This window comes from Streptomyces sp. SCL15-4 (assembly GCF_033366695.1).
Taxonomy (GTDB): domain Bacteria; phylum Actinomycetota; class Actinomycetes; order Streptomycetales; family Streptomycetaceae; genus Streptomyces.
In genome coordinates, this window is the sequence record NZ_JAOBTQ010000001.1 from 1,563,942 (window position 1) to 1,586,200 (window position 22,259).

Consider the following 22,259-nt stretch of genomic DNA (forward strand, 5'->3'; position numbering starts at 1 on the left):
CCCGCCGCATGCCATGGCGGACACCGGCCTTGCCCTCGGCGAAGTCAGCGGAGCTGCCGCGCCAGCAGGTCTACGGCCAGGCCGGCGAGGACGTCGGGAGCCGGCGTCGCGTCGAGCTCGGCTCCCGGCTCGTCCGGTTCGAGGGGTTCGAGCGTGGCAAGCTGCGAGTCGAGGAGCGAGCTCGGCATGAAGTGGCCGGTGCGTCCGCCGATCCGGTCCGCCAGCACTTCGCGGCTGGCGATCAGGTGCAGGAAGAATGCGCCCGGGCAGGCCGCTCGCAGGATGTCCCGGTAGCGCCGCCTGAGCGCGGAGCAGGCGACCACCGCACCGGTGCCCGCCACGTCCCGCTGGTGCAGCCAGCGGCCGACGGACTCCAGCCAGGGGCGGCGGTCGGCGTCGTCGAGCGGCGTACCGGCCGACATCTTGGTGATGTCGGCCGCCGAGTGGAAGTCGTCGCCGTCCGCGAAGGGCACGCCCAACCGCTGTGCCAGCAGGCGGGCCACCGTGGTCTTGCCGATCCCTGCGACGCCCGTGACGACGACGCACGGGGACCGGCGCTCAGCGCGGTCCATCTTCCGGTAGCGCTTCGGGGTGCAGCAGGTCGCTGCGCCGCCGTTGGGCGCCCTCGTGCGGCCGGGGAGGCGGACCGTCGGAGCCGGCCGGATACTCCTCCAGCGGGACCAGGTTGCTCTCCCATGCGCTCAGGACGGGGGCCAGGACCCGCCATGCCTCCTCGGCCTCGTCGCCCCGGATGGACAGGGCGGGATCACCCTTCATGACGTCCAGAAGGAGCCGGCCGTAGGCGGGCAGGTCGGGCGGTTCCATCCGGGCTGTCAACGAGAGCTGGGTGAGAGCCTGGGCGCGTGCGCCGATGCCCGTCATGTCGAGGGTCATCCCTTCCGGCTCCAGCCCGAAGCGCAGCACGTTGGGCTCGGCCTGGCCTTCGTGACCGAAGGGCAGATGGGGCACGGAGCGGAAGCGCACCGCGACCTCCTTGCGGTCCCGTCCGAGCGCCTTGCCGCTGCGCAGCCGGAACATCGTCCCCGACCAGCGCCAACTGTCCAGTTCCAGTTCGACCTCGGCGAAGGTCTCCGTGCGTCGCCCGGGGTCCACGCCCTCCTCGTCGACGTATGCGGGGACATCGCGGCCGCCGATCCGGCCGGACAGGTAGCGTGCGCGGCGTGTGCGGTGCACGACGTCGTAGTCGGTGAGGAGCCGCACGGACCGCAGCACGTCGACCTTCCGGTCGCGCAGGTCCCGCTCGCCGAGGGTGATCGGGGGTTCCATGGCCACGAGGCACAGCAGTTGCAGCAGGTGGTTCTGCACCATGTCCTTCAGCGCGCCGACGCCGTCGTAGTAGCCGGCGCGGCCTTCCAGGGCGAGGGTCTCGTCCCAGACGATCTCGATGTCCGCGATGTGAGTGCTGTTCCAGATGGGCTCCAGCATCCGGTTGGCGAGCCGGCTTCCGAGGACGTTCTGGACGGTCGTCATGGCGAGGAAGTGATCGACCCGGAACACCGCCTGTTCGGGCACGAGACCGGCGAGCAGCCGGTTGAGCCGGTGCGCGCTCGCCAGGTCCTCGCCGAACGGCTTCTCCAGAACGATCCGGCTGCCCGGCGGCAGGCCGGCCTCGTGCAGGGCCGTGACCACGTGCGGGAAGAGTGCCGGGGGAAGGGCGAGATACACGGCGATCGGGTCGTCGCCGACGACGACGGCGGCGACGTCCGCTGGATCGGTGACGTCGGCCCGCCGGTAGTGGGCCGAAGCCGCGACGGCCGTCCTCGCCTCGACAGGGCAGGAGCCGCCGTGGCGGTCGAGCTGGTCGGTGCACCACCAGCGGAAGCGGTCGGTGTCCCAGCCTTCCCTGCTCGCGCCGGTCAGCCGGAAGCCGTCGTCGATGTGTCCCGCGGCCCGCAGCGCGGCCAGGGCCGGCAGGAGGTAGCGGGCGGTGAGGTCGCCTGTCGCGCCGAAGACGGCGAGCCGCTTGATCATGTCCGTGTGCCTGCCTTCGCTCGGGCGAGGTTCACGCCGCTGGCGATGATCCCGATGTGGCTGAACGCCTGGGGGAAGTTGCCCATGAACTCTCCAGTGCTGGGCTCGATCTGTTCCGGCAGTAGTCCGAGCGTGCTGGCACGGGCGCACAGCGAGGTGTACACCTTCTCGGCCTCCTCGATCCGGCCCTGGGCGGTCAGGTTGTCGGCCAGCCAGAAGCTGCACAGCACGAAGCCGCCCTCGTCGCCGGGCAGGCCGTCGGGCGACTCCTCGTGGAGGTAGCGGTAGAGCAGGCCGTCGCCGGCCGACAGGCGTTCGGCCACGGCCGTGGTGGTCGCGGCCATCCGCGGGTGGTCGGCCGGCACCACGTGGCGCAGCGGGAGCGCGAGCAGGCTCGCGTCGAGCGCGCCGCCGCCGTCCAGGTGCGCGCTCAGCGTCTGCGCGTCCTCGTCCCAGGACTCCTCCAGGATGCGCCGGCGCAGCCGGTCGGCCGAGGCACGCCAGGCTGTGGTCGGCCCGGGCAGTCCGAGCCGCTCGCCGATGTCCGCGGCCCGGGCCAGGGCCACCTGGCACATGCCGGCCGAGTACGTGAACACCCGACCGTCGCTGCGTACCTCCCAGATTCCCTGGTCCGGCCGGCGCCACGCCCGCCCCGCGGTTTCGGCCAGCTCCGCCAGGCCCGCCCACAGCGCGGGCTGCACCTCACGGCCGGAGCGCAGCCACTGGTCGGTGCGCAGCCACTGGTCGGCGCAGTCCAGGATCTCGCCGTAGACGTCGTGCTGGCGCTGATCGGCCGCGCCGTTGCCCCACCGCACCGGACCGGAGCGGCGGTACCCCTCCAGCTCGGTGTCCTCGATCTCCTCGGGCACGGGGCCGCCATCGAGGTTGTACATGATCCGGGGGCTGCGGCTCTGCTCAACGGCGTCGAGGACCCAGCCGAGGAAGGCGTCCGCCTCGCCGGTGAAGCCGACGCGCCGCAGGGCGAACACGGCGTAGGCGGCGTCGCGGATCCAGGCGTAGCGGTAGTCCCAGTTGCGGACTCCGCCGACCGGCGCGGGCAGGGAGGAGGTGGGCGCCGCGACGACGGCGCCGTTGGTCCAGTCGTCGCACAGTTTCAGAGTGACGGCGGCACGCCGGACCAGTGCCTCCTGGGGACCGGAGTAGTCGAAGTGTCTCATCCAGCGCCGCCAGGCGTCGGCGGTGTCCGTGAGCATCGTGTCGGTCCGGAACCGGTGGTGGCGGTGGAAGCGGCCCCAGGACAGGACGAGGTCGAGGTGTTCGCCCTGTCGCAGGTCCTGGGTGCTGTGCAGGCCGGGCAGGGGGTGATTGGAGCGCAGGTGCAGGCGCAGGTCCGGCCGGCGAGAGGGTCGCAGTTCCAGGCCGCTGAAAAGCGTCTGGGTCGTGCCGCCGCCACGGGGCTCCAGGTCCACCCGCAGCCGCACGTGTCCGGAGAGGACCACGGCCGACCGGACGAGCTCGCACCGTCCGGCTGGGGAGTCCTCGGTGAGGTCGGCGCCGGTGCGCACGGTCAGCGCGTCGGTGACCCGTACCAGGCCGGTGGTACTGCGCATCTCGGTGGTGAGTACACCGGTGTCGGGTTCGTAGCGCTGGCGGGCCTCCACCAGGTCCTGCGGCGCGAGGGTGAAATGGCCGCCTCGTGCGTGGTCCAGCAGGCCGCAGAACAGGGGGTCGGAGTCGAAACGGGGCAGGCACATCCACGGGATCGAACCGTCCAGGCCGACCAACGCGGCCGTCGTACCGTCCCCGATGAGGCCGAGGTCCTCCAGCGGCAGGTAGCCCTCGCGCCTGCGGACCGGGCGGAACGGGGGGTCGGGATCGTGCATGGCTCCTCGCTTCCGCGGCGCCGCAAAGCACCGTCCGCCGCGCTGCGCAAGTCCGGGAAAGGACGCTGCCTAGAAAGTGATCAGCACCTTCACGACGTCTTCGAGCTTCTTGTCCGCGACCTCGAAGGCCCGCTCCATGTCGTCGAAGGAGAACGTGTGGGTGGTCATGCGCGTGGGGTCGATGCGCTTCGCCTCCACTACGCGCAGCAGCCGTTCCATGCGGAGCCGGCCTCCGGGGCAGAGCCCGGTCGCGATGGTCTGGTCCGCCATGCCGACGCCCCATTCGACGCGGGGGATGCTGATGAACTCGCCCTCGCCGAAGTAGCCGATGTTGGAGATGGTGCCGCCGGGCTTGGTGATCTTCACAGCGGTCTGGAACGTGATGTCCGCGCCCAGGGCCTCGATGGCGGTGTCGACCCCTTCTCCACCGGTCAGCTCACGGACCCGCTCGACGACGTCCTCGCTGGTGAAGTCCACGATCTCATCGGCGCCGTACTCGCGCGCCAGTTTCTGCCGACTGGGGACCGACTCGACCCCGATGACCCGGCCGGCGCCGCGGAGCCTGGCCCCCGCCGTGGCCATCAGGCCCACCGGTCCCTGCGCGAGGACGGCGACCGTCCCGCCGATCGGGATGTTGCCCTTCTCCGCTCCCATGAATCCCGTCGACAGCATGTCGGCGCAGTAGACCGCCACGTCGTCACCGATCGTGTCGGGGATCCCGGCGAGATTGGCGTCGGCGTCGTTGACGTGGAAGTAATCGGCGAAGACCCCGTCCTTGCGGTTGGCGAACTTGAACCCGCCGAGCGGTCCGCCCGACTGCGACGGGAACCCGTTCTGGGAGGCCATGTCGCCCCAGTCGGGGGTGATGGCGCCGACCAGCACGCGGTCGCCGGGCCGGAATTCCTTCACCTCGCTGCCCACCGCGTGCACGATGCCGACGGCTTCGTGGCCCAGCGTCAGGTTCTTCCTCGGGCCGATGCCGCCGTGAACGGTGTGGGAATCGGATGTGCAGATCAGGGCACTGGTCGTCCGCACCACCGCGTCGCCTGGGCCCGGCTCCGGAACGGGCTTCTCCATGAAGCCCGTCCGTCCGATTTCCTTCATCACGAACGCCTTCATCCGCCCGCCCTTCCTCCACCGGCTCACTGCCGGCCGCGACGACGGTGAGCCGGCCGCATCGACTCCGGTCTTGGCGTCAGCTCTTCACTCCTGCCACTGTCGCAGGGTCCGAGTCCGCTCGCGACTCGACCGGACGATGCCCGGTCAGGCGACGCGGGCGTGCGGAAGGGTTCGGTGAAATGGCCTCGGTGAGGTGACCTGGGTGACACGCCTGTCCCGGTACTGGCCCCGGCGGCGAAAGCGGCCCTGCCGGCGTCGGGCCACGCGCGCGAGGGCGGAGGACGCTGTGGGTGACGAACGCACGGATCGAGCCTTCATCAGATCGTTCACATCATCGGGTGGCCGCGGCATCGTGGTGGCCGCCGTGCATCCGAAGACGGGAGCGCTGACCGAAATCGGCGTTGTCGATGCCCTACCGGACCCGTCCTACCTGACTGCCGATCACGACCGGTCCTCTACACCGTCTCCGAGACGGCACAGGGCTCGGTCGCCGCCTACGACATCGCCGATCCCGAACCGCGACCCCTCGAGGTCCCCGTGGCAGTGCGAGGGGATGCGCCCACCCAGCTGTCGGTGGTGCGTGGTCACCGCTGACCGCCAATCACGCCTCCCGGCAGCGTCACCGTGCTCTCCCTCGCCGCCGACGGCGGCCTGCGAACCACCGGGGACGTGCGGCACTACACGGGCAGCGGACCTGACCCCGCCCGCCAGTCCGGCCGCGTCACCTGGCCTTCCGGCCGTCCGGAAGCCACGCCCGCGTTCTCGGAGAACTCGATGCGGCCGTCACCGTGTGCCGCTGGGACGCCGCCGCCGGCGTGCTCGAACCGGTGGGCACGGCACTCTCGTTCCCGGGTGGCACCGACGAGGCCGTCTCTCCCCCGGCACCGGTCGTCTCACCCGACGGCCGCCGTCTGTGGGCGGCGGTCCGCGGCACCGGCACCATCACCGTCCTTGCGCTCGACGCGACCGGCGAGCGAGCGGAGTCGGTCGCGTCGGTTCCGTGCGGAGGTCGATGGCCGCGCGACCTGGTCCTGCACCGTTCCGGCGCGCGGCTGTACGCGGCCGACGAACGCTCAAGCGACGTCACACGGCTGGACCCGGACCCCGCGACCGGCGTCCCGCGACGCGCCGGTTCCCTGCCGGTGCCGGCGGCGTCCGGCACCGTGATCGCCCGACGGCAGCGCACGCGCACCCGGCTCCACTCAGGATCCGCCGCGGACGACGGCGACCGGGCAGTGCGCGTGGTGCAACAGCACCTGGCTGACCGACCCCAGGAGCATCCCGGAAAACCCGCCGCGCCCCCTGGCGCCGGCCACCATCAATTGGGCGCTCCTGCTGGCCTGGACCAGGACCTCGCGGGTCTCGCCGCTAAGCACTTCCTGTCGGACCGTCACGTCCGGACAGCTCTCCGCGCGTCCGGCGACCGCCTGGGCCAGCAGGCGCTCCGGGCTCTCCACGCCCGTACCGGCCGGTGCGTGGTCCGGCAGCCACGCGTGCACGGCGACGAGGTCGGATCCCCGCCTCTCCGCCTCGGCGAAGGCGAATTCGACCGCCTTCTCGCCCTCTGGGGAGCCGTCGACGGCCAGCACGACGGGCCCGGAGCAGTCCGGCTCCTCGCGGATCACCAGCACCGGACAGTGGCTGTGGGCGGCCAGGGATACCGCCGTCGAGCCCAGCAGCATGCCGACGAAGCCCCCGATGCCCCGGCGGCCGACGACCACGAGGTCCGCGGCGCGCGACTCGGCCACCAGCACCGACACCGCACCGCCGATCATCACGGCTTCGTCGACCTTCACCCCGGGCGCCACACGCCGAGCATCCTGTGCGGCGTCGTGCGCCAGCATGTTGAGCGGCGACGGGTCCAGCGGTGCGTACATGGGCCCGACCGGCCAGCTGAAGGCGTGCACCACACGCAGCTCCGCACCGCGCCGCTCAGCCTCCCGAGCGGCCTGAACCACCGCGGCATGGCTCGACGACGAGCCGTCCACACCTACGACGACCATGCTGCCCACCGCGCCTCCTTACACACGTCGGTACCGTGGGCATGGGCGAGACAGGCCGTCGGATGGGCCCCTCGCGGCTGTCCGCTGAAGGCGATGGGCTGCTCCTTGTGGCCGGGCTCAAGGTTCGCCGCTTGCACGACGCAGGACGCCCTCTGGTTGGTCTTGTTCGTGATCGTCACCAGGGCGGCGGGCAGTCCACCGGTCCGGTTCCGGTGCAGGGTCTCGGACACAGCGTTGCCGCGGCCCTGAACGTTCTTGAGCGCACTGTCGGCGGCGGTGCCGGCCCGGGCGGCCTCGGCGTCGACGGATGCCTCGCATCCCAGGGCCCGGGCAGCCGCGGAGGATGCCGCTGCCGAGGCGGACGTGCGAGTGGAGGCGATGGTGGAAGCCGCCGAAGAGGTCGGCGCCGACCGTGGTGTGCCGGGAATGTTCTGACCGCCGCCGCGACCTGCCAGGGCGAGCGTCCCTACGGCGCAGCCACATGGCAACGCGACGGCTCGGTGGCCGAAGCGACGGGAGCTGCCGGGGAACCTTGGGGACATGTGCCATCCTTTGCGCCTTACACGGCCGAGCACACTCATCTTCCGCCCCGAGATCGCGACCGGCGAGTCGACCATGGCCATTCGGAGAGGACGTGCACACTCCCCACGTCATGGTGCTGCTGCCAACCGGGGAAGTCTCTCCGTCTCCTCCTTGTTGGAGACCGAACGCGAACGCCTGCAACACCAATACGGTCCGACACCGTACGGCGCCATCGCGGACAGCCCCGCACAGACACTCCGCAGCGTGCGGACCTGGCTCGCGCGATGTCCACGGCGCTCGAAGAGGTCGCCCTGGCCGCCGGCTACGTCGCCCTCGGCCGCGACGACCGAGCCAGCCGGCACTCGAACTGGCACTGGCACTGGCACGGAGGGAACCGATGTCCGTCTCTCCCGTCCGGCGCCGACGGACCCGTGCCCGGCGTCCGCATCCGGAGCAGGGCTCGTGCCGGGCCGGGTCGGCGGCATAGCAGCTCCAACACACCGGATTCCCCGCGTCGCTGGCTGCCACGACGCCGTCGCGTCAGCAGTGCGTGCACGGGCGCTTGCGGTCTTGTTCGGCACAAGGCCGCACGCCCTGCCCTCGGCCCGCTGTTCGGGCAGCGGGCGGAGACGGCCGCAGCGCGCGCACCCCGGATCCGCACCGGGTGCCCGGACTGCTTCAGTCGGTCGAGGAGTCGCAGCAAAGAGGGCGGGATGTCCGCACTGCCGGCGGTCAGGGCGTCTGGGTGCCGCCGCAGAGTGGGCGTCGAGGCGGTGCAGCCCGATGTGCCGGTGAGCGTTGACCGCGGCCAGCGCCGCTGCGGCTTCACCCGGGCCGAGGCCGGGCAGCAGCTGGTGCAGGCGGGCCGTCGCCCGTGCACACACCACATCGGGCGGTTCGGGCCTGCTCACGGGAGAGGTGGACACCCCGCTCGGTCGGCAACGGCACCAGATCGGCAGTCTGGAACATGAAGATCACGGCCGTCGGCACAGCACTCTCCGCACACCTCAGCGCAGTCCGCGCCCCCGCTCCCTCCCGAGCCCGATCGCCATCACCCGCCGACACCGGTCAAGGGAGCCTGGCCCCCGACTGGCCCCGAAAACGATCAAGGGCCGGTCTCGGATGTCTCCGAAGCCGGCCCTCTGAACTGCGACTCTCTCGAGTCGGGACGACAGGATTTGAACCTGCGACCCCTTGACCCCCAGTCAAGTGCGCTACCAAGCTGCGCCACGTCCCGGTGCGGTCTGACCTGGGGTTTCCCCGGCCGAACGCGCAGGGAAACAATACCGCATTCGGCTCGGTGATCGCGCGCCCCTTTCGGCGTTGACCTCAAGTTTGGTTGAGGTTGCACGATCAACCGTATGACGATCGCAACGGAACAGTCCCGCACGTACGGCTACGACGACCTGCCCCGGCTGATGGCCCTGATGACCGGCGACGAGAAGCACGGCCCGGCGGCCACCTCCACGCTCGACGTGCTGTGGGTGCTCTACGACCGCGTGCTGCGGGTCACTCCCGAGCGGCGCACCGACCCCGGCCGGGACCGCTTCCTGCTCAGCAAGGGGCACGGGCCCATGGCCTACTACGCCGTGCTGGCCGCGAAGGGCTTCGTGCCCGTGGAGTGGCTGCCGGGGTTCGGGACGTACGACTCCCCGCTCGGGCACCATCCGGACCGGGTGCTCGTGCCGGGCGCCGAGATCGGCAGCGGGTCGCTCGGGCACGGGCTGCCGATCGGCGTGGGCACCGCGCTGGGCCTGCGCGCCCAGGGCCTGACCGATCCGGCGGTCTGGGTGCTGACCGGGGACGCCGAACTGGACGAGGGCAGCAACCACGAGGCGATCGCCTTCGCCGGGCCCGCCGGGCTGGACCGGCTGCACACCGTCGTGATCGACAACTCCTCCGCCAGCCACGCGCTGCCCGGAGGCGTCGCCGCCCGGTTCCAGGCCGCCGGCTGGTCCGCGGTGACCGTGGACGGCCGCGACCACGAGGCCCTGTACGCCGCGTTCACCGCGCCGCATCCGGGCCGGCCGCACGTCGTCGTGGCCCGTGTCGAACCGAAGAACTCCTGATCCTCCCCGCTCCCCGAAAGGGCTCTCTGTCATGGACACCATGCGTGACCGCTTCGCACCCGTCGTCTCCCGGCTTCTGGACGAGGACCCCCGGGTCGCCGTCGTCCTCGCCGAGATCGGCCTCGACGGCTTCCGGGACGCCATGCGGCGCCATCCCGACCGGGTGATCAATGTCGGCATCCGCGAACAGCTGCTGGTCGGGGCGGCGGCGGGGCTGGCCCTCACCGGTCTGCGGCCCGTCGTGCACACCTTCGCCAGCTTTCTCGTGGAGCGGCCGTTCGAGCAGGTCAAGCTGGATCTGGGACACCAGGACACGGGTGCGGTGCTGGTGAGCGCCGCCGCCTCCTTCGACTGGCCGGCCGGCGGCTTCACCCATATGGCACCGGGTGATGTGGCCCTCCTGGACACGCTGGACGGCTGGAGTGTGCATGTGCCCGGGCATCCGGACGAGGCCGGGACGCTGCTGCGGCACGCGGTCGCCGCGGGCGACGACAAGGTGTACGTACGGCTGTCCGTGCAGTCCAACCGGCAGGCGCGGCCGATCGACGGGCAGCGCTTCGTCACGGTCCGCGAGGGCCGCTCGGGTGTCGTGGTCGCCGTCGGCCCGCTGCTGGACACCGTCCTCGCCGCCACGGAGGGGCTGGACGTGACCGTGCTGTACGCCACGACGGTACGGCCGTTCGACGCGGCCGGGCTGCGCCGGGCCACGGAGGCCGCCGGTACGGATGTGGTGCTGGTCGAGCCGTATCTGGCGGGGACCTCGGCGGCCGCGGCCGGCGAGGCGCTGTCCGATGTGCCGCACCGCGTGCTCGGCCTCGGCGTGGGCCGGCGCGAACTGCGCCGCTACGGCACGATCGAGGAGCACGTGGCCGCGCACGGCCTGGACGCGGCGAGCCTGCGGGAGCGGATCGGCGGGTTCGTGGGCGCCGGGCGGGTGCCGGTGGGCGGGTGAGCGCGGGCGGTGCCGCCGGGCGGGCCGGGTCCGGGCCCGGTGGGCCGGTGAGTCCGGGTGCCGGTGGGCCGACGTGTTCCCGCCTCGGCGGGGTCGGTGTGAGCGGGCGGGTGCGTTCCGGCCCGGGCGGGCCGGTGGGCCGCGGGTCTCAGTGGACCGGTGTCTTGAAGCCTTGGCGGGTGGGAGCGGGTGGGAGCGGGCGGGGCGGCGGCTCGGGGCAGGTGGACGATGCCACCCTCCCGTCCGCACCCACCGGATCTTTCAGTCCCCGGACGGGAGGCCCAACTCGGGGTGGGCGTCCAGGAGTCGGGGCGGGGCGGCCTGGCGCCAGGAGTCGGCCAGGATGTCCCGCAGTTCGTCCTCGTCCTCCAGGGCGGCCAGTCTCGCTCTCACCCAGGCGAACTGGGCCTCGTGGCCGGCGATCCAGAACTTCTCCGGCTCGGCCAGCACCAGTTCGTCGCGCTCCACCTTGGGACAGCGCACGGCGATGGACGTCTCGTTCTCGGGCAGGGTCGCGAACATCTTCCCGGCCACCCGGAACGTGGGCATGCTCCAGGCGACCTTCTCCGTGGTGTCCGGCAGGGACAGGGCGATTCGGCGTACGTCTTCTGCATCCGGCATGCCACGCAAGGTAGCTCCTGCCACTGACAACGGGCCGCCGGGCGATCAGCCGCCGAGCCGCTTGTAGTACAGCGTCGTCGGCCGCAGTTCGCCCGCCGGGCTCGCCGCGTAGTCGGGGATGGTGCCGGCCGGGGTCCAGCCGGCCGAGCGGTACAGCCGCTCGGCGGGGCAGCCGGTCTCGGTGTCGAGGTGGAGCAGGGTACGGCCGTCGGCCGCGGCGGCCCGCTCGGCGGTGGCCAGGAGCCGGCGGCCGAGCCCCAGTCCGCGCGCGCTCCGGTGCACCATGAGCTTCACCAGCTCGGCCCGGTGCCGGCTGTTCGGCTTGGCCGGGAAGTCCAGGCTCACCGTGCCGGTCACCCGCTCCCGGTCGTCCACGGCCGCCCAGACGGCGAACCGGCCCGTCGCCACGGCGTCCGCCCGCTCCCGCCACCAGGCGACGGCCTCGGCGTGCCCGAGCGGTGCGAGGAAGCCGACGGAGGCGCCCGAGGCCACGGTGTCGGTCAGCAGCTCCGCCAGGCCGTCGGCCCGTTCGCGCACCCGGTCGCCGCTCCAGCGCTCCACCCTCATGGCCGTACCACCGCCAGGACGTAGCGCGCCGGATCCGGACCGGGGCAGTGGAACCGGGTCGCGCCGGTCACCCGCATCCGCAGGCAGTCTCCCGCGTCGAGCCGGTGGACCTGCTCGCCGACGGTGACCTCCAGCGTTCCCGCCAGCAGGTACAGGTGCTGTTCCAGGCCGGGCACGGGCGGACGGTCGTAGGCGAGGTCCGCGCCCGGGACGAGCCGGCCCTCGACCAGTTCGCCGCGCAGCCCGGCGTGCGGCGGGGACACCGACCGCCGGACGAAGCCGGCCCGGCGGTCCTCCCAGACCCGCTGGCCGGCGGCCCGGACCAGCGGCGCCGGTGCCGCCTCGACCTCGCTGAGCAGCTGGGACATGGTGCGGCCGTAGACATGGCAGAGCCGGTTCAGGACGGCGGCGGTGGGGCTGGTCTCCGCGCGTTCGGCGCGGGACAGCGTGGACCGGCTGACTCCGCTGCGCTCCGCCAGCTCGCCCAGGGACCAGCCGTGCTGGGCGCGCAGTTCGGCGAGCCGGGCGCCGATCAGGAGATCGACGGGATCTTCCCTTCTCATATCCGGGACGCTATCCCCGATGTGAGACATCGGTGTTACGGACGCCTCACGACCGTGCCCGCCTCGCCGAGCGCGTCCAGTACCGGGCGGATCAGCGGGTGGCCCTCGGCTCCCCGGCGGACGGCGGCGAAGACCCGGCGGGTCGGGGCGACGCCGTCGACGGGGCGTACGACCACGCCCGCGAGGTCCATACCGCACAGCGCCGAGCGCGGTACGAGGGCCACGCCCACGTCGGCCGCGGCGAGCGCGACGACGGCCCGGAAGTCGTCGGAGGAGTGCTCCAGGCGGGGCTGGAAACCGGCGCTCTCGCAGGCGAGGACGACCACGTCGTGGCAGGGATTGCCGGGGTACGGGCCGATCCAGGCGTCCTTGGACAGGTCGGCCAGGGGCACCTCGGGCGCGTCGGCGAGCCGGTGTCCGAGCGGGACGACCGCGTCGAACGGCTCGGCGTAGAGCGGGACATGGGTCAGGCGGGGGTCGTCGGCGGACGGGGCGCCCCGGTACTCGACGGCGACCGCCACGTCCACCTGCCGGTCCAGGACCATGGGCAGGCTGGCGTCCCCCTCCGCGTCCTGCACCCGGATCCGTATGCCGGGCGCGGAGTGGGCGAGGCGGGCCACCGCCGGGGCCACGACCTGGGCGATGCCGGTCGCGAAGGCCGCCACGGTGACGGTGCCCGCCTCGCCGGAGCCGTAGGCGGCCAGCTCGGCCTCGGCCCGCTCCAGCTGGGCGAGGACCGCGTTGGTGTGGCTGAGCAGGATCTCGCCGGCCGGGGTGAGCCGTACGCCCTTGGCGCCGCGCTCCACCAGGCGGTGGCCGGTCTCCTGCTCCAGGGCCGTCAGCTGCTGGGAGACTGCGGACGGGGTCAGGTAGAGCGCGGCGGCCGCCGCGGTCACCGTACGGTGGTCGGCCACCGCACGGAGGATGTGGAGCCGCCGTGCCTCGATCATGCCCCCGATTATCCCAGCTCGTCCGGCCTGGTCAGGCCGCCAGCTCGGCGCGCGCCGCGACGAACGCGTCCACCGCGCGGTGGACGTCCTCCGTGGAGTGCGCGGCGGACAGCTGGACCCGGATGCGGGCCTGGCCCTGCGGGACGACCGGGTAGGAGAACCCGATCACGTACACCCCGCGCTCCAGCAGCAGTTCGGCCATGCGGGCCGCCTGCGCCGCGTCGCCGATCATGACGGGGGCGATGGCGTGGTCGCCGGGGAGGATGTCGAAGCCCTCCTCGGTCATCCGGCGGCGGAACAGCGCGGTGTTCTCGCCCAGCCGCACCCGCAGGTCGTCGGCGGACTCCAGCAGGTCGAGGACCTTCAGGGAGGCGGCGGCGATCACCGGGGCGAGGGTGTTGGAGAACAGGTACGGGCGGGAGCGCTGGCGCAGCAGGGCGACGATCTCGGCGCGGGCGGCGACGTAGCCGCCGGAGGCGCCGCCGAGGGCCTTGCCGAGGGTGCCGGTGACGATGTCGACGCGGTCCATGACGCCGTGCAGTTCGGGGGTGCCCCGGCCGGTCGGGCCGACGAAGCCGACGGCGTGCGAGTCGTCGACCATGACCATCGCGTCGTAGCGGTCGGCGAGGTCGCAGATCTCGCGCAGCGGGGCCACGTAGCCGTCCATGGAGAAGACGCCGTCGGTGACGATCAGCCGGCGGCGGGCGTCGGACGCCTCCTTCAGCTTGGCCTCCAGGTCCGCGAGGTCGCGGTTGGCGTAGCGGTACCGGCGGGCCTTGGACAGGCGGATGCCGTCGATGATGGAGGCGTGGTTGAGGGCGTCGGAGATCACCGCGTCCTCCTCGCCGAGCAGGGTCTCGAAGACACCGCCGTTGGCGTCGAAGCAGGAGGAGTACAGGATGGTGTCCTCCTGGCCGAGGAACGCCGACAGCCTGGCTTCCAGCTCCTTGTGCACCTCCTGGGTGCCGCAGATGAAGCGGACGGAGGCCATGCCGTAGCCCCAGCGGTCCAGGGCCTGGTGGGCGGCGGCGATCACCTCGGGGTGGTCGGCGAGGCCGAGGTAGTTGTTGGCGCAGAAGTTGAGGACCTCGCCGGGACGGCCGCCGGCGGTGACGCCCACGGTCGCGGACTGCGGGGTGCCGATGACCCGCTCGGGCTTGTGCAGGCCGGCGGCGCGGATCTCGTCCAGGGTGGCGCGCAGGTCGTCGCGCACGGTGTCGAACATGGGGGGCTCCTGAAGGTGCTCGCGGGTGAAGGGGGTCAGACGGTCCAGTCGAGGATGACCTTGCCGCCCTTGCCGCTCGCCGCGTCGGCGAAGGCGGCCTCGAAGTCGCGGTAGCCGTACCGGCCGGTGATCACGGGGGCGAGGTCGAGGCCGCCCTCCAGCAGCACCGACATCGCGTACCAGGTCTCGAACATCTCGCGGCCGTAGATGCCCTTGAGGGTGATCATCGAGGTGACGATCCGGGCCCAGTCGACGGGGAACTCCTCGGCGGGCAGGCCGAGCATGGCGATCCGGCCGCCGTGGGTCATGTTGGCGATCATGTCGCGCAGGGCCTCGGGGCGGCCGGACATCTCCAGGCCGATGTCGAAGCCCTCGCGCAGGCCCAGTGCGCGCTGGCCGTCGGCGATGGTGGAACCGGCGACGTTCAGGGCGAGGCTCGCGCCGATCTTGCGGGCCAGGTCCAGGCGCTCCTCGCTGACGTCGGTGACGACGACATGGCGGGCGCCCGCGTGCCGGGCCACGGCGGCGGCCATCAGGCCGATCGGTCCGGCGCCGGTGATCAGGACGTCCTCGCCGACCAGCGGGAAGGACAGCGCGGTGTGCACGGCGTTGCCGAACGGGTCGAAGATCGCGGCGACGTCGAGGTCGACGGGGACGCGGTGCACCCATACGTTGGACGCGGGCAGGGCCACGTACTCGGCGAACGCGCCGTCGCGGCCGACGCCGAGGCCGACGGTGGCCCGGCACAGGTGGCGGCGGCCGGCCAGGCAGTTGCGGCACTTGCCGCACACCAGGTGCCCCTCGCCGCTGACCCGGTCGCCGACGCGGACCTCGGTCACGTCCCGGCCGGTCTCCACGACCTGTCCGACGAACTCGTGGCCGACCACGAGCGGCGTGCGGATCGTCTGCCGGGCCCAGCCGTCCCAGGCACGGATGTGCAGGTCGGTACCGCAGATACCGGTCCGCATGACCTTGATGAGGACGTCACCGGGGCCGATGGCGGGCTCCGGGACGTCCGTCAGCCAGAGTCCCGGCTCCGCCTTCTCCTTGACCAGCGCCTTCAACGCTACGGCTCCTGTGAGTGAGGCCCGGCCCACGGGCATGCCGAAGAAGCCCGCACCGGGTCAGAGGGGTGGAATCACCCTGCAATCTGCCGTATGAGCGCGCGGTGGTCCATCGAGCTTTTCTTAACCGGCGCCTCAGCTTTCCTTCAGGCCTCGCGGGCATTCCTCATGCCCCTTGCGCCGCGCCCGCGTTGGGCCCGGCTCCGGCGGCGGGGCCTCACAGAGGCAGGCCGTCCCGCGTGCTCCGTTCGAGTCGTACGACGAGATCGGCGGCGAGCGTCTTGATGGTCTCCAGGCCGGCCCTGCCCCAGGCGCGCGGGGATGTGTCGGCGGCACACACCGTGCCGAGCGCCATGCCGGAGCTGTCGATGAGCGGGGCGCCGAGGTAGGAGCGGATGCCGAACCCGTCGACGACCGGGTTGCCCGCGAACCGCGGATAGTCGCGGACGTCGTCCAGGACGAGTGCCCTGTGTCGTACCACCACATGGGGGCAGAACCCATGGTCGCGCGGCAGCACCCGGCCCATCTCGGCCCTGCTCCCGTCCTCGCGGACGACCGGGACGGCCGGGGCGCTCAGGCCCGCGAAGAACTGGCGGTCCTCGCCGATGAAGTTGACCATGGCGTAGCACGCGCCGGTGAGCTGGGCGAGGTGGCCGGCGAAGGCGTCGAGCGCCGGGTCGGGCCGGTCCGCCAGGCCGAGCCGGCGCAGCCGGTGGACGCGGGCGGGGGCCTCCTTGTCCTCGGGGGTGAGCAGCAGACCCCGGACCGGCCGGGGCGGCTCGTAGCTCATCGCCGGGCTCCGGCGCTGTGGGCGTACCTCATACAGGGACTCCGTGGACGGTGGGTCGGGATCACATGTGGGCGCCCTGGCTGGGCGTGGTCGCCGGCGCGAGGGCCAGCAGGTGGCGGACGAGGATGAGCAGGGTCTGGATGCCGGAGCTGGAGATCCGGGCGTCGCAGCGCACGATCGGGACCTCCGGATCGAGGTCGATGGCGGCCCGCACCTCCTCGGGGTCGTAGCGGTGGGCGCCGTCGAACTCGTTGACGGCGACGACGAAGGCGAGGCCGCGCTCCTCGAAGAAGTCGACGGCGGCGAAGCAGTCCTCCAGGCGCCGGGTGTCGGCGAGGACGACGGCGCCGAGCGCCCCCTCGGACAGCTCGTCCCACATGAACCAGAACCGCTCCTGTCCCGGCGTGCCGAACAGGTACAGCACATGGTCCGGATCGAGGCCGATCCGGCCGAAGTCCATGGCGACGGTGGTCTCCGTCTTGTTCTCGATGCCCTCGAGACTGTCCGTGCCGACGCCGACCGTGGTGAGCAGCTCCTCCGTGCTGAGCGGCGCGATCTCGCTGACCGCCCCCACGAAGGTCGTCTTGCCGACTCCGAACCCGCCCGCGACGAGGATCTTGAGCGCGGTCGGGAACGGGTCAGAGCTGTCGTCGTAGTCCATCGAGCACTGCCTCCAGCAGAGACCGGTCAGTGGGGGTGTGGTGGTAGGCGGGCGGCCTGGTGGTCAGCGCGCCGCAGGCGACCAGGTCGGACAGCAGCACCTTGGTGACCGCCGCGGGAAGCTTCAGCTGGGCGGCCACCTCGGCGACCGGGACGGGCACCCGGGACAGGTCCAGGGCCTGCGCGTGCTCGGGGCCGAGGTAGCCGAGCGGAGTGACGCCGGTGGCCATCACCTGCGACATCAGGTCGAGGGCGATGCTCGGCTCGGTGCGGCCTTCGCTGACCGCGAACGGCCGCACCAGCCGGCCGGCCGCCTCGTCCAGCCAGGGCCCGTCGCCGGCTGCGGCCACGCTCAATGCCTCGTGGCCGCGGTGCCGGCGGCCTGCTGCCGGGGGGCGGTGACCAGATAGGGGCGGACGCTCTTGACGAGCATCGCCATCTCGTAGCCGAGCACCGCGGCGTCGGCATCGCGGCCGGCCAGCACGGCGAGACAGGTGCCGGAGCCGGCGGTGGTGACGAAGAGCAGGGTCGCGTCGAGTTCGACCACGACCTGACGCACGTCGCCGCCGTCGCCGAACCGGACGCCCGCGCTGCGGCCGAGGGAGTACAGGCCGCAGGCCAGGGCCGCCATGTGGTCGGCGCTGTCGGCGTCCAGGCCGTGCACGGACTTCACCAGCCCGTCGGAGGAGAGGAGCACCGCGCTGGTGGTGTGCGGTACGCGCTGCACGAGGCCGCTCAGCAGCCAGTCGAGGTCGGATGCGGGGACGGTCGGCGCATCGCTCGCCATGGTGGATCGACTCCTTGGGGTACGGAAAACTGCGGGCGCGCTGGGGGTGGGGGTACGACGTGCGGGAGCGGGGGCGGAGGTGGGTACGGTCATCCGGCCGGGGCACTTCCCTCGGCTGGGCCGGTACCGGGCGTGCCGTCCGGCGCGGGCGCGTGGGCGCGGGCCTGAGGTATGGGGGCGGGGGCCGGGGGTTGTCCGGCGGTGGTGTGCTCCGAGCCCATGTGGTGGCGGGCTGTGTGCCGGGGAGCCGTGTGGTCCGGGGTGGCGGGTTCCGGTGCCGTGTGGCGCGGGCCCATGTGGTCCGCGGCCATGTCGGGTGCGCCCATGGGAGGCGGGCCCGTGTGGTCGGCGGCCATGTGGCGAGCGTCCGTGTGGCGGGAGTCCGTGTGTGCGGCATCCATAGGCGAGGCGTCCGTGTGGGCCGGAGCCATGTGTCCGTACGCCGTATGGGCATACGCCGGTTCCCCGTAGGCCCGGTACGAGGCGCCGTCCCTCCTCGGCTCCTCGTAGGCCTCTCCTCCACGCCTCGGCTCCTCGTACGCCGCCCGCTCGCGCCTCGGCTCCTCGTACGCCGGCCCGCCGTGGCCCGGCGGTTCCTGTCGCGGCTCCTCGTGGCCGGACTCCAGTTGCTGCTGGGCCTCGGCGAGTCCGACGCCGCGCTGGAAGGCGGCCATCAGGCCGGGGTCGTGGCCGGTGACGGTGCCGGCGGCCTGACGGGGGGCCGGGCCGCCGCGCAGTTGGGGCGCGATGTGCTCCTGGGCGCGTCTGCGGGGCAGTTGGGGCTTTTCGACCATGATGTCGCGCACCATGCCGGCGCGCGGGACGGGCAGGATGCCCGTGCGGGCCTCCACCACCGGCCGGTCCCCGGCGCTGACGCCGGGCACGGCATCGGCGGGGGTGGGACGCGCCGCACGGGTGCCGCGCACGGGCAGCGGGGGCAGGGCGCCGTCTTCGTGGCCTCCGCGTGTGCCGTCCTCGGAGTCACGCCGCCCCGATTCGCACTGCGCGTGCCGCCGTCGCCCGGCCTCCTGAGCCCGTGCGCCGCCGTTCCCGTCCTCGGAGCCGTCAGCCGCGCCGGTTTCCCATCCGGCTCCGGTTCCGGTTCCGGTGCCGCTGGTCCCAGGGTCCCCGGCCCCGGTCTCCGTACCGGCCACGGGCGCGGAACCGTTCCCGGCCTCGCCGCCGCCGTTCCCGGTACCCGGCTCGGCCGTCCCCCCGCCCGCCCCTCCGGGCAGGGGCACGGACACCGGCAGCAGCGGCGGCGCGACAAGAGCGGCCTCCGCGCCCTCGCCCGTGTCCGTGCCCTGTCCAGCCGCGGCGCCTTCGCCCGTGTCCGTGCCCGGCCCGTCCTGGGACTGCCCCAACAGGGCCTGCGGGACGACGAGTACGGCCTGCACACCGCCGTAGATGTTGGTCTGCAGCCGCACCTGGATGCCGTGCCGGCGGGCGAGCTGGGAGACGACGTAGAGACCGATGCGACCGTCGGCCAGCAGGCTGGCGACGTTGACCTGGTCGGGGTCGGCGAGCAGGGCGTTCATCCGGTTCTGCTCGGTGACGGGCATGCCCAGCCCTCGGTCCTCGACCTCCACGGCGCACCCGGAGGTGACGAAGCCGGCGCGGAGCAGCACCTGCGTGTGCGGTGCGGAGAACACCGTGGCGTTCTCGACGAGTTCGGCGAGCAGGTGGATGACATCGGCGACGGCATGGCCGCGCAGTTCGCCGTCGACGGGCGGCACGAGCCTGACCCGGGAGTACTGCTCGACCTCGGCGATGGCGGAGCGCAGCACCTCGGTCATGCTGACCGGGTTGCTCCACTGGCGGCGGGAGACGGCGCCGCCGAGCACGGCGAGGTTCTCGGCGTGCCGGCGGATCCGCGTGGCCAGGTGGTCCACGTGGAAGAGGCCCTTGAGCAGGTCGGGGTCCTCGATGTCGTTCTCCAGGTCGTCGAGGATCGAGATCTCCCGGTGCACGAGGGACTGGAGCCGGCGCGCGAGGTTGACGAACACCTCCAGTTTCTGTTCGCTGCCCGTCCTGCTGGAGAGCTGGGAGGCCCGTACGACGGCGGTGACGGCGCCGTCGTGGGCGCGGGCCAGGTCGGCGGCGAGCAGCTCGAAGTCGTCGGCGTCGGCGGGCGGCCGGTGGTGCCGGCCGCGCTGTGGCGGGGTCTCGCCCTGCCGGAGCGCGTCGACCAGGGCGTGCAGGTCGGCTTCGCCGCGCACGGCGGTGCGCCTGAGGGCGTCGAGGCGGTCGGCGACCGAGCGGGCGGCGCGGTCGGCGGCCACGGCGGCGATCAGGATGCCGGCGACGGCCAGGCCGGCCGCCCCGGCGACCATGGCCCACAGCAGGGGACCGGTGCGCGCGCCGGCGGAGCGGACGGTGAACAGCACCGCGGCGCCGGAGCCGAGCGCGACCGCGAGGGGCGGCAGGACGGCGAGCCGCATCAGCTGGGGCCGTATGCGCGTCTCGGACAGCGCGGGAGCGGGACGGGCGGCCGGTCGCCCGTGCCGGCCGCCCTCGCGGCGGTCGGCGTGGGCGGCCGCTGCTCGGAGGTGAGACATCTGCGTCCTCGTACGGGTGCGTCGGGCCTGGGGTCCTCGTGCGGTGCGCGCCGCGGGCATGGGTCGATGCGGGCGCGCGCGATCGCGGCGTCGGCCGACGGGACCGGCGGATCCGGCCGCGTGTCACCCGACGGACACTCACAGTAGTTGTCCGCGCATTCACCGTGGTGGGCAGTTCGCAAAGTCACCCGGGGAGCGTCCCGCTCTGGTATGAGGGGTCGTACGGCAGACCGACCGTCCGGCCGAGCGTCTCCCGGGCGGAACGAAAGAGATCGATACGGCCTGGTCGGAAGCGGTCAGAAAAGACGAACGGGGGTGGCGAGCCGGATCGGCCCGCCACCCCCGCGAGGTGTGAACGTACGAACGTCAGTTTTCCTCGATCGTCCTGCCGAGGCGCCTTTCAGGAGGCGGCGACCTCCTCCGATGTCACGGAGAGTGGTTGCCTTGGCCTGGGATCGGCGGCACCGGATCCCCGGCTCCGCTCAGTTCCGTACCGGCGGTTCGGCCACGAGTGCGCCGGCCGAGCGCCAGGTGCGCCGGACGTCGCCCGAGACGTGGCGCCACCATGCCTCCGCCGGCAGCTTCCCGGCGGGTTCGAAGGGTTCGCCGGGACGCGGCAGGGCGACCGCCTGGCCGGCGTCCTCGGCGACCTCCTTGGTCCACTCCCCCGGTTCCGCCCAGGGGTGCGGGGCCAGGTTGAACGTGCCCCAGTGGATCGGCAGCAGCGCCCCGTGCGGTGCTCCGCCCTGGAGGTCGAGGTGCGCGCGCAGGCCCTCCTCCGGGGTCATGTGGATGTCGGGCCAGAACTCGCTGTACGCCCCGATCTGGATCATCGTGGCGTCGAACGGCCCGTACGCGGCGCCGATGTCCTTGAAGCCGTCGAAGTAACCGGTGTCGCCGCTGTGGTATATCCGGTGCTCCTCGCCGGCGACGGTCCAGGACGCCCAGAGGGTGTGCTGGGTGTTGCGCAGGCCCCGGCCGCAGAAGTGGCGGGCCGGGGTGGCGGTGAGCGTGAGTCCGCCGATCCGGGTGGACTCGTGCCAGTCCAGTTCGCGCAGCCGGTCCGGGGAGACGCCCCAGTGCTCCAGGTGGGCGCCGACCCCGAGCGGCACGGCGAACAGGGTGTCCGTGCCGGCCAGCGCCTTGATGGTGGGCAGGTCCAGGTGGTCGTAGTGGTCGTGCGAGATGACGACGACGTCGACCGGGCCGAGCGCGGCCAGCGGCAGCGGCACGGGATGCAGCCGCTTGGGGCCGGCGAACGGGAACGGGGAGCAGCGCTCGCCCCAGACGGGGTCGAACAGCACCCGGTGGCCGTCGATCTCGGCGAGCACGCTGGAGTGGCCCATCCAGGTCAGCCGCAGTCCGGTGGCGGGCGGCTCGGCGAGGTCGGCGAAGGTGGTGGGGTGCACCGGCACGGTGCCGCCGGGCGAGCGCAGCGGCCGGGTGTCCTTGTCCAGGAACACCTTCGCGAGGTCCAGCGCCGAGGCGCTCGGCCGGGTGCGGGCGGGGCCGCCGGGGTTCTGGAAGACACCGTCCCTGAAGTGCGGCGAGCGGCGGATGCGTGCCAGGCGGGCGCCGCCCGGGTCCGCGCCGAAGGCGGCGGGCCGCAGGGCGCGCGGCCCGGAGCCCGGAGAACGCAAACCGGTCACGGTACCTCCCGGTGGAATGGGGTGAGGCCCCTATTATGGTCGGCCCCTCCGACAGTCCGGGCACGGCGGGGTGCCTCCCGCACACCTCGGCCGCCGAAAGCCCGTTCGGCGCCCGCCGGCTCCGGGGCCGGCCACCGGGACGACCGCCTGGACGGCGGGAGCCGCCGGGCGGAACGAGGCGAGAGAGCGCGAGGGTCGGCGGTTCGCGTGAGCGGGCCGGGTGCCGCGGCCGGCGGGGCCGGAGGTGCGGCCGACGCGCTGCCCGGGCGCGGGAACGGCCGGACGGCGGCCTCGTCCGTGAACCGGGCCCGGAACAGCGGGCGT

The 22,259-nt window shown here is 72.9% G+C and carries 19 protein-coding genes, 1 tRNA gene and 1 pseudogene; 3 read left to right on the forward strand and 18 right to left on the reverse strand.

Features of this window, described 5'->3' with window-relative positions; all coding sequences use genetic code 11:
• Positions 1-44: 44 nt before the first annotated feature.
• From SCK26_RS06500 to SCK26_RS06515, 4 genes are all read right to left on the reverse strand, one after another.
• Positions 45-572, reverse strand: coding sequence for a gluconokinase (locus tag SCK26_RS06500; RefSeq protein ID WP_318200295.1), 528 nt, complete (start codon positions 570-572; stop codon positions 45-47).
• On the reverse strand, positions 559-1,992 hold the full coding sequence (locus tag SCK26_RS06505; RefSeq protein WP_318200296.1) for a glucose-6-phosphate dehydrogenase: 1,434 nt from the start codon (positions 1,990-1,992) through the stop codon (positions 559-561). Before SCK26_RS06505 ends, SCK26_RS06500 begins: the two co-directional genes overlap by 14 nt.
• Positions 1,989-3,836: a glycoside hydrolase family 15 protein gene (locus SCK26_RS06510; protein ID WP_318200297.1), complete on the reverse strand. Its 1,848-nt coding sequence runs from the start codon at positions 3,834-3,836 to the stop codon at positions 1,989-1,991. The genes SCK26_RS06505 and SCK26_RS06510 overlap by 4 nt, the downstream gene beginning before the upstream one ends.
• Before the next feature lie 69 nt (positions 3,837-3,905).
• Entirely contained in the window at positions 3,906-4,913 is a 1,008-nt protein-coding gene (locus SCK26_RS06515; protein WP_318200298.1) for an NAD(P)-dependent alcohol dehydrogenase, read from the reverse strand.
• 328 nt (positions 4,914-5,241) lie between these two features.
• Here SCK26_RS06515 and SCK26_RS06520 point away from each other — a divergent pair.
• Positions 5,242-6,127: pseudogene (locus SCK26_RS06520) on the forward strand (lactonase family protein); the annotation flags it as partial.
• 30 nt (positions 6,128-6,157) lie between these two features.
• On the opposite strand, the gene SCK26_RS06525 reads toward SCK26_RS06520, so the two are convergent.
• Together SCK26_RS06525 and SCK26_RS06530 are read right to left on the reverse strand one after the other, a co-directional pair.
• Positions 6,158-6,958, reverse strand: a complete 801-nt coding sequence (locus SCK26_RS06525; protein ID WP_318205936.1) for a universal stress protein — start codon at positions 6,956-6,958, stop codon at positions 6,158-6,160.
• A 1,685-nt stretch (positions 6,959-8,643) separates the two neighbouring features.
• A tRNA-Pro gene (locus SCK26_RS06530) sits at positions 8,644-8,717 on the reverse strand.
• A gap of 124 nt (positions 8,718-8,841) precedes the next feature.
• Here SCK26_RS06530 and SCK26_RS06535 point away from each other — a divergent pair.
• Together SCK26_RS06535 and SCK26_RS06540 are read left to right on the forward strand one after the other, a co-directional pair.
• Positions 8,842-9,549, forward strand: a complete 708-nt coding sequence (locus tag SCK26_RS06535) for a transketolase (RefSeq protein ID WP_318200299.1) — start codon at positions 8,842-8,844, stop codon at positions 9,547-9,549.
• A 31-nt stretch (positions 9,550-9,580) separates the two neighbouring features.
• Positions 9,581-10,501 carry a transketolase gene (locus SCK26_RS06540; RefSeq protein ID WP_318200300.1) on the forward strand — a complete coding sequence of 307 codons (921 nt, stop codon included), beginning with the start codon at positions 9,581-9,583 and terminating at the stop codon, positions 10,499-10,501.
• A gap of 261 nt (positions 10,502-10,762) precedes the next feature.
• On the opposite strand, the gene SCK26_RS06545 is transcribed toward SCK26_RS06540, so the two are convergent.
• From SCK26_RS06545 to SCK26_RS06600, 12 genes are all read right to left on the reverse strand, one after another.
• Positions 10,763-11,122, reverse strand: coding sequence for an MmcQ/YjbR family DNA-binding protein (locus SCK26_RS06545; RefSeq protein ID WP_318200301.1), 360 nt, complete (start codon positions 11,120-11,122; stop codon positions 10,763-10,765).
• Positions 11,123-11,167: 45 nt separating this feature from the next.
• A complete protein-coding gene (locus tag SCK26_RS06550) occupies positions 11,168-11,689 on the reverse strand; it encodes a GNAT family N-acetyltransferase (protein ID WP_318200302.1) in 522 nt (173 codons plus the stop codon).
• The gene (locus SCK26_RS06555) at positions 11,686-12,252 is read right to left on the reverse strand and encodes an XRE family transcriptional regulator (RefSeq protein ID WP_318200303.1); all 567 of its coding nucleotides are present in this window, start codon (positions 12,250-12,252) and stop codon (positions 11,686-11,688) included. The genes SCK26_RS06550 and SCK26_RS06555 overlap by 4 nt, the downstream gene beginning before the upstream one ends.
• Before the next feature lie 35 nt (positions 12,253-12,287).
• Entirely contained in the window at positions 12,288-13,202 is a 915-nt protein-coding gene (locus SCK26_RS06560; RefSeq protein WP_318200304.1) for a LysR family transcriptional regulator, read from the reverse strand.
• Positions 13,203-13,233: 31 nt separating this feature from the next.
• On the reverse strand, positions 13,234-14,427 hold the full coding sequence (locus SCK26_RS06565) for a glycine C-acetyltransferase (RefSeq protein WP_318200305.1): 1,194 nt from the start codon (positions 14,425-14,427) through the stop codon (positions 13,234-13,236).
• 35 nt (positions 14,428-14,462) lie between these two features.
• Entirely contained in the window at positions 14,463-15,491 is a 1,029-nt protein-coding gene (tdh, locus tag SCK26_RS06570) for an L-threonine 3-dehydrogenase (RefSeq protein ID WP_318200306.1), read from the reverse strand.
• A gap of 217 nt (positions 15,492-15,708) precedes the next feature.
• Entirely contained in the window at positions 15,709-16,281 is a 573-nt protein-coding gene (locus tag SCK26_RS06575; RefSeq protein ID WP_318200307.1) for a GAF domain-containing protein, read from the reverse strand.
• A gap of 61 nt (positions 16,282-16,342) precedes the next feature.
• Complete coding sequence (locus SCK26_RS06580) at positions 16,343-16,942, reverse strand: GTP-binding protein (protein ID WP_318200308.1); 600 nt, start codon at positions 16,940-16,942, stop codon at positions 16,343-16,345.
• On the reverse strand, positions 16,920-17,291 hold the full coding sequence (locus SCK26_RS06585; RefSeq protein WP_318200309.1) for a DUF742 domain-containing protein: 372 nt from the start codon (positions 17,289-17,291) through the stop codon (positions 16,920-16,922). Before SCK26_RS06585 ends, SCK26_RS06580 begins: the two co-directional genes overlap by 23 nt.
• 2 nt (positions 17,292-17,293) lie before the next feature.
• Positions 17,294-17,728, reverse strand: coding sequence for a roadblock/LC7 domain-containing protein (locus SCK26_RS06590; protein WP_318200310.1), 435 nt, complete (start codon positions 17,726-17,728; stop codon positions 17,294-17,296).
• An 89-nt stretch (positions 17,729-17,817) separates the two neighbouring features.
• Positions 17,818-20,286, reverse strand: coding sequence for a sensor histidine kinase (locus SCK26_RS06595; RefSeq protein ID WP_318200311.1), 2,469 nt, complete (start codon positions 20,284-20,286; stop codon positions 17,818-17,820).
• Between the two features lie 482 nt (positions 20,287-20,768).
• The gene (locus SCK26_RS06600; protein ID WP_318200312.1) at positions 20,769-21,935 is read right to left on the reverse strand and encodes an MBL fold metallo-hydrolase; all 1,167 of its coding nucleotides are present in this window, start codon (positions 21,933-21,935) and stop codon (positions 20,769-20,771) included.
• Positions 21,936-22,259 lie beyond the last annotated feature (324 nt).

Bases quoted from the DNA above. Each gene is read 5' to 3' on its own strand.
- SCK26_RS06500 (WP_318200295.1), bottom strand. From the start codon at position 572: ATGGACCGCGCTGAGCGCCGGTCCCCGTGCGTCGTCGTCACGGGCGTC.
- SCK26_RS06505 (WP_318200296.1), bottom strand. From the start codon at position 1,992: ATGATCAAGCGGCTCGCCGTCTTCGGCGCGACAGGCGACCTCACCGCC.
- SCK26_RS06510 (WP_318200297.1), bottom strand. From the start codon at position 3,836: ATGCACGATCCCGACCCCCCGTTCCGCCCGGTCCGCAGGCGCGAGGGC.
- SCK26_RS06515 (WP_318200298.1), bottom strand. From the start codon at position 4,913: ATGGAGAAGCCCGTTCCGGAGCCGGGCCCAGGCGACGCGGTGGTGCGG.
- SCK26_RS06525 (WP_318205936.1), bottom strand. From the start codon at position 6,958: ATGGTCGTCGTAGGTGTGGACGGCTCGTCGTCGAGCCATGCCGCGGTG.
- SCK26_RS06535 (WP_318200299.1), top strand. From the start codon at position 8,842: ATGACGATCGCAACGGAACAGTCCCGCACGTACGGCTACGACGACCTG.
- SCK26_RS06540 (WP_318200300.1), top strand. From the start codon at position 9,581: ATGGACACCATGCGTGACCGCTTCGCACCCGTCGTCTCCCGGCTTCTG.
- SCK26_RS06545 (WP_318200301.1), bottom strand. From the start codon at position 11,122: ATGCCGGATGCAGAAGACGTACGCCGAATCGCCCTGTCCCTGCCGGAC.
- SCK26_RS06550 (WP_318200302.1), bottom strand. From the start codon at position 11,689: ATGAGGGTGGAGCGCTGGAGCGGCGACCGGGTGCGCGAACGGGCCGAC.
- SCK26_RS06555 (WP_318200303.1), bottom strand. From the start codon at position 12,252: ATGAGAAGGGAAGATCCCGTCGATCTCCTGATCGGCGCCCGGCTCGCC.
- SCK26_RS06560 (WP_318200304.1), bottom strand. From the start codon at position 13,202: ATGATCGAGGCACGGCGGCTCCACATCCTCCGTGCGGTGGCCGACCAC.
- SCK26_RS06565 (WP_318200305.1), bottom strand. From the start codon at position 14,427: ATGTTCGACACCGTGCGCGACGACCTGCGCGCCACCCTGGACGAGATC.
- SCK26_RS06575 (WP_318200307.1), bottom strand. From the start codon at position 16,281: ATGAGCTACGAGCCGCCCCGGCCGGTCCGGGGTCTGCTGCTCACCCCC.
- SCK26_RS06580 (WP_318200308.1), bottom strand. From the start codon at position 16,942: ATGGACTACGACGACAGCTCTGACCCGTTCCCGACCGCGCTCAAGATC.
- SCK26_RS06590 (WP_318200310.1), bottom strand. From the start codon at position 17,728: ATGGCGAGCGATGCGCCGACCGTCCCCGCATCCGACCTCGACTGGCTG.
- SCK26_RS06595 (WP_318200311.1), bottom strand. From the start codon at position 20,286: ATGTCTCACCTCCGAGCAGCGGCCGCCCACGCCGACCGCCGCGAGGGC.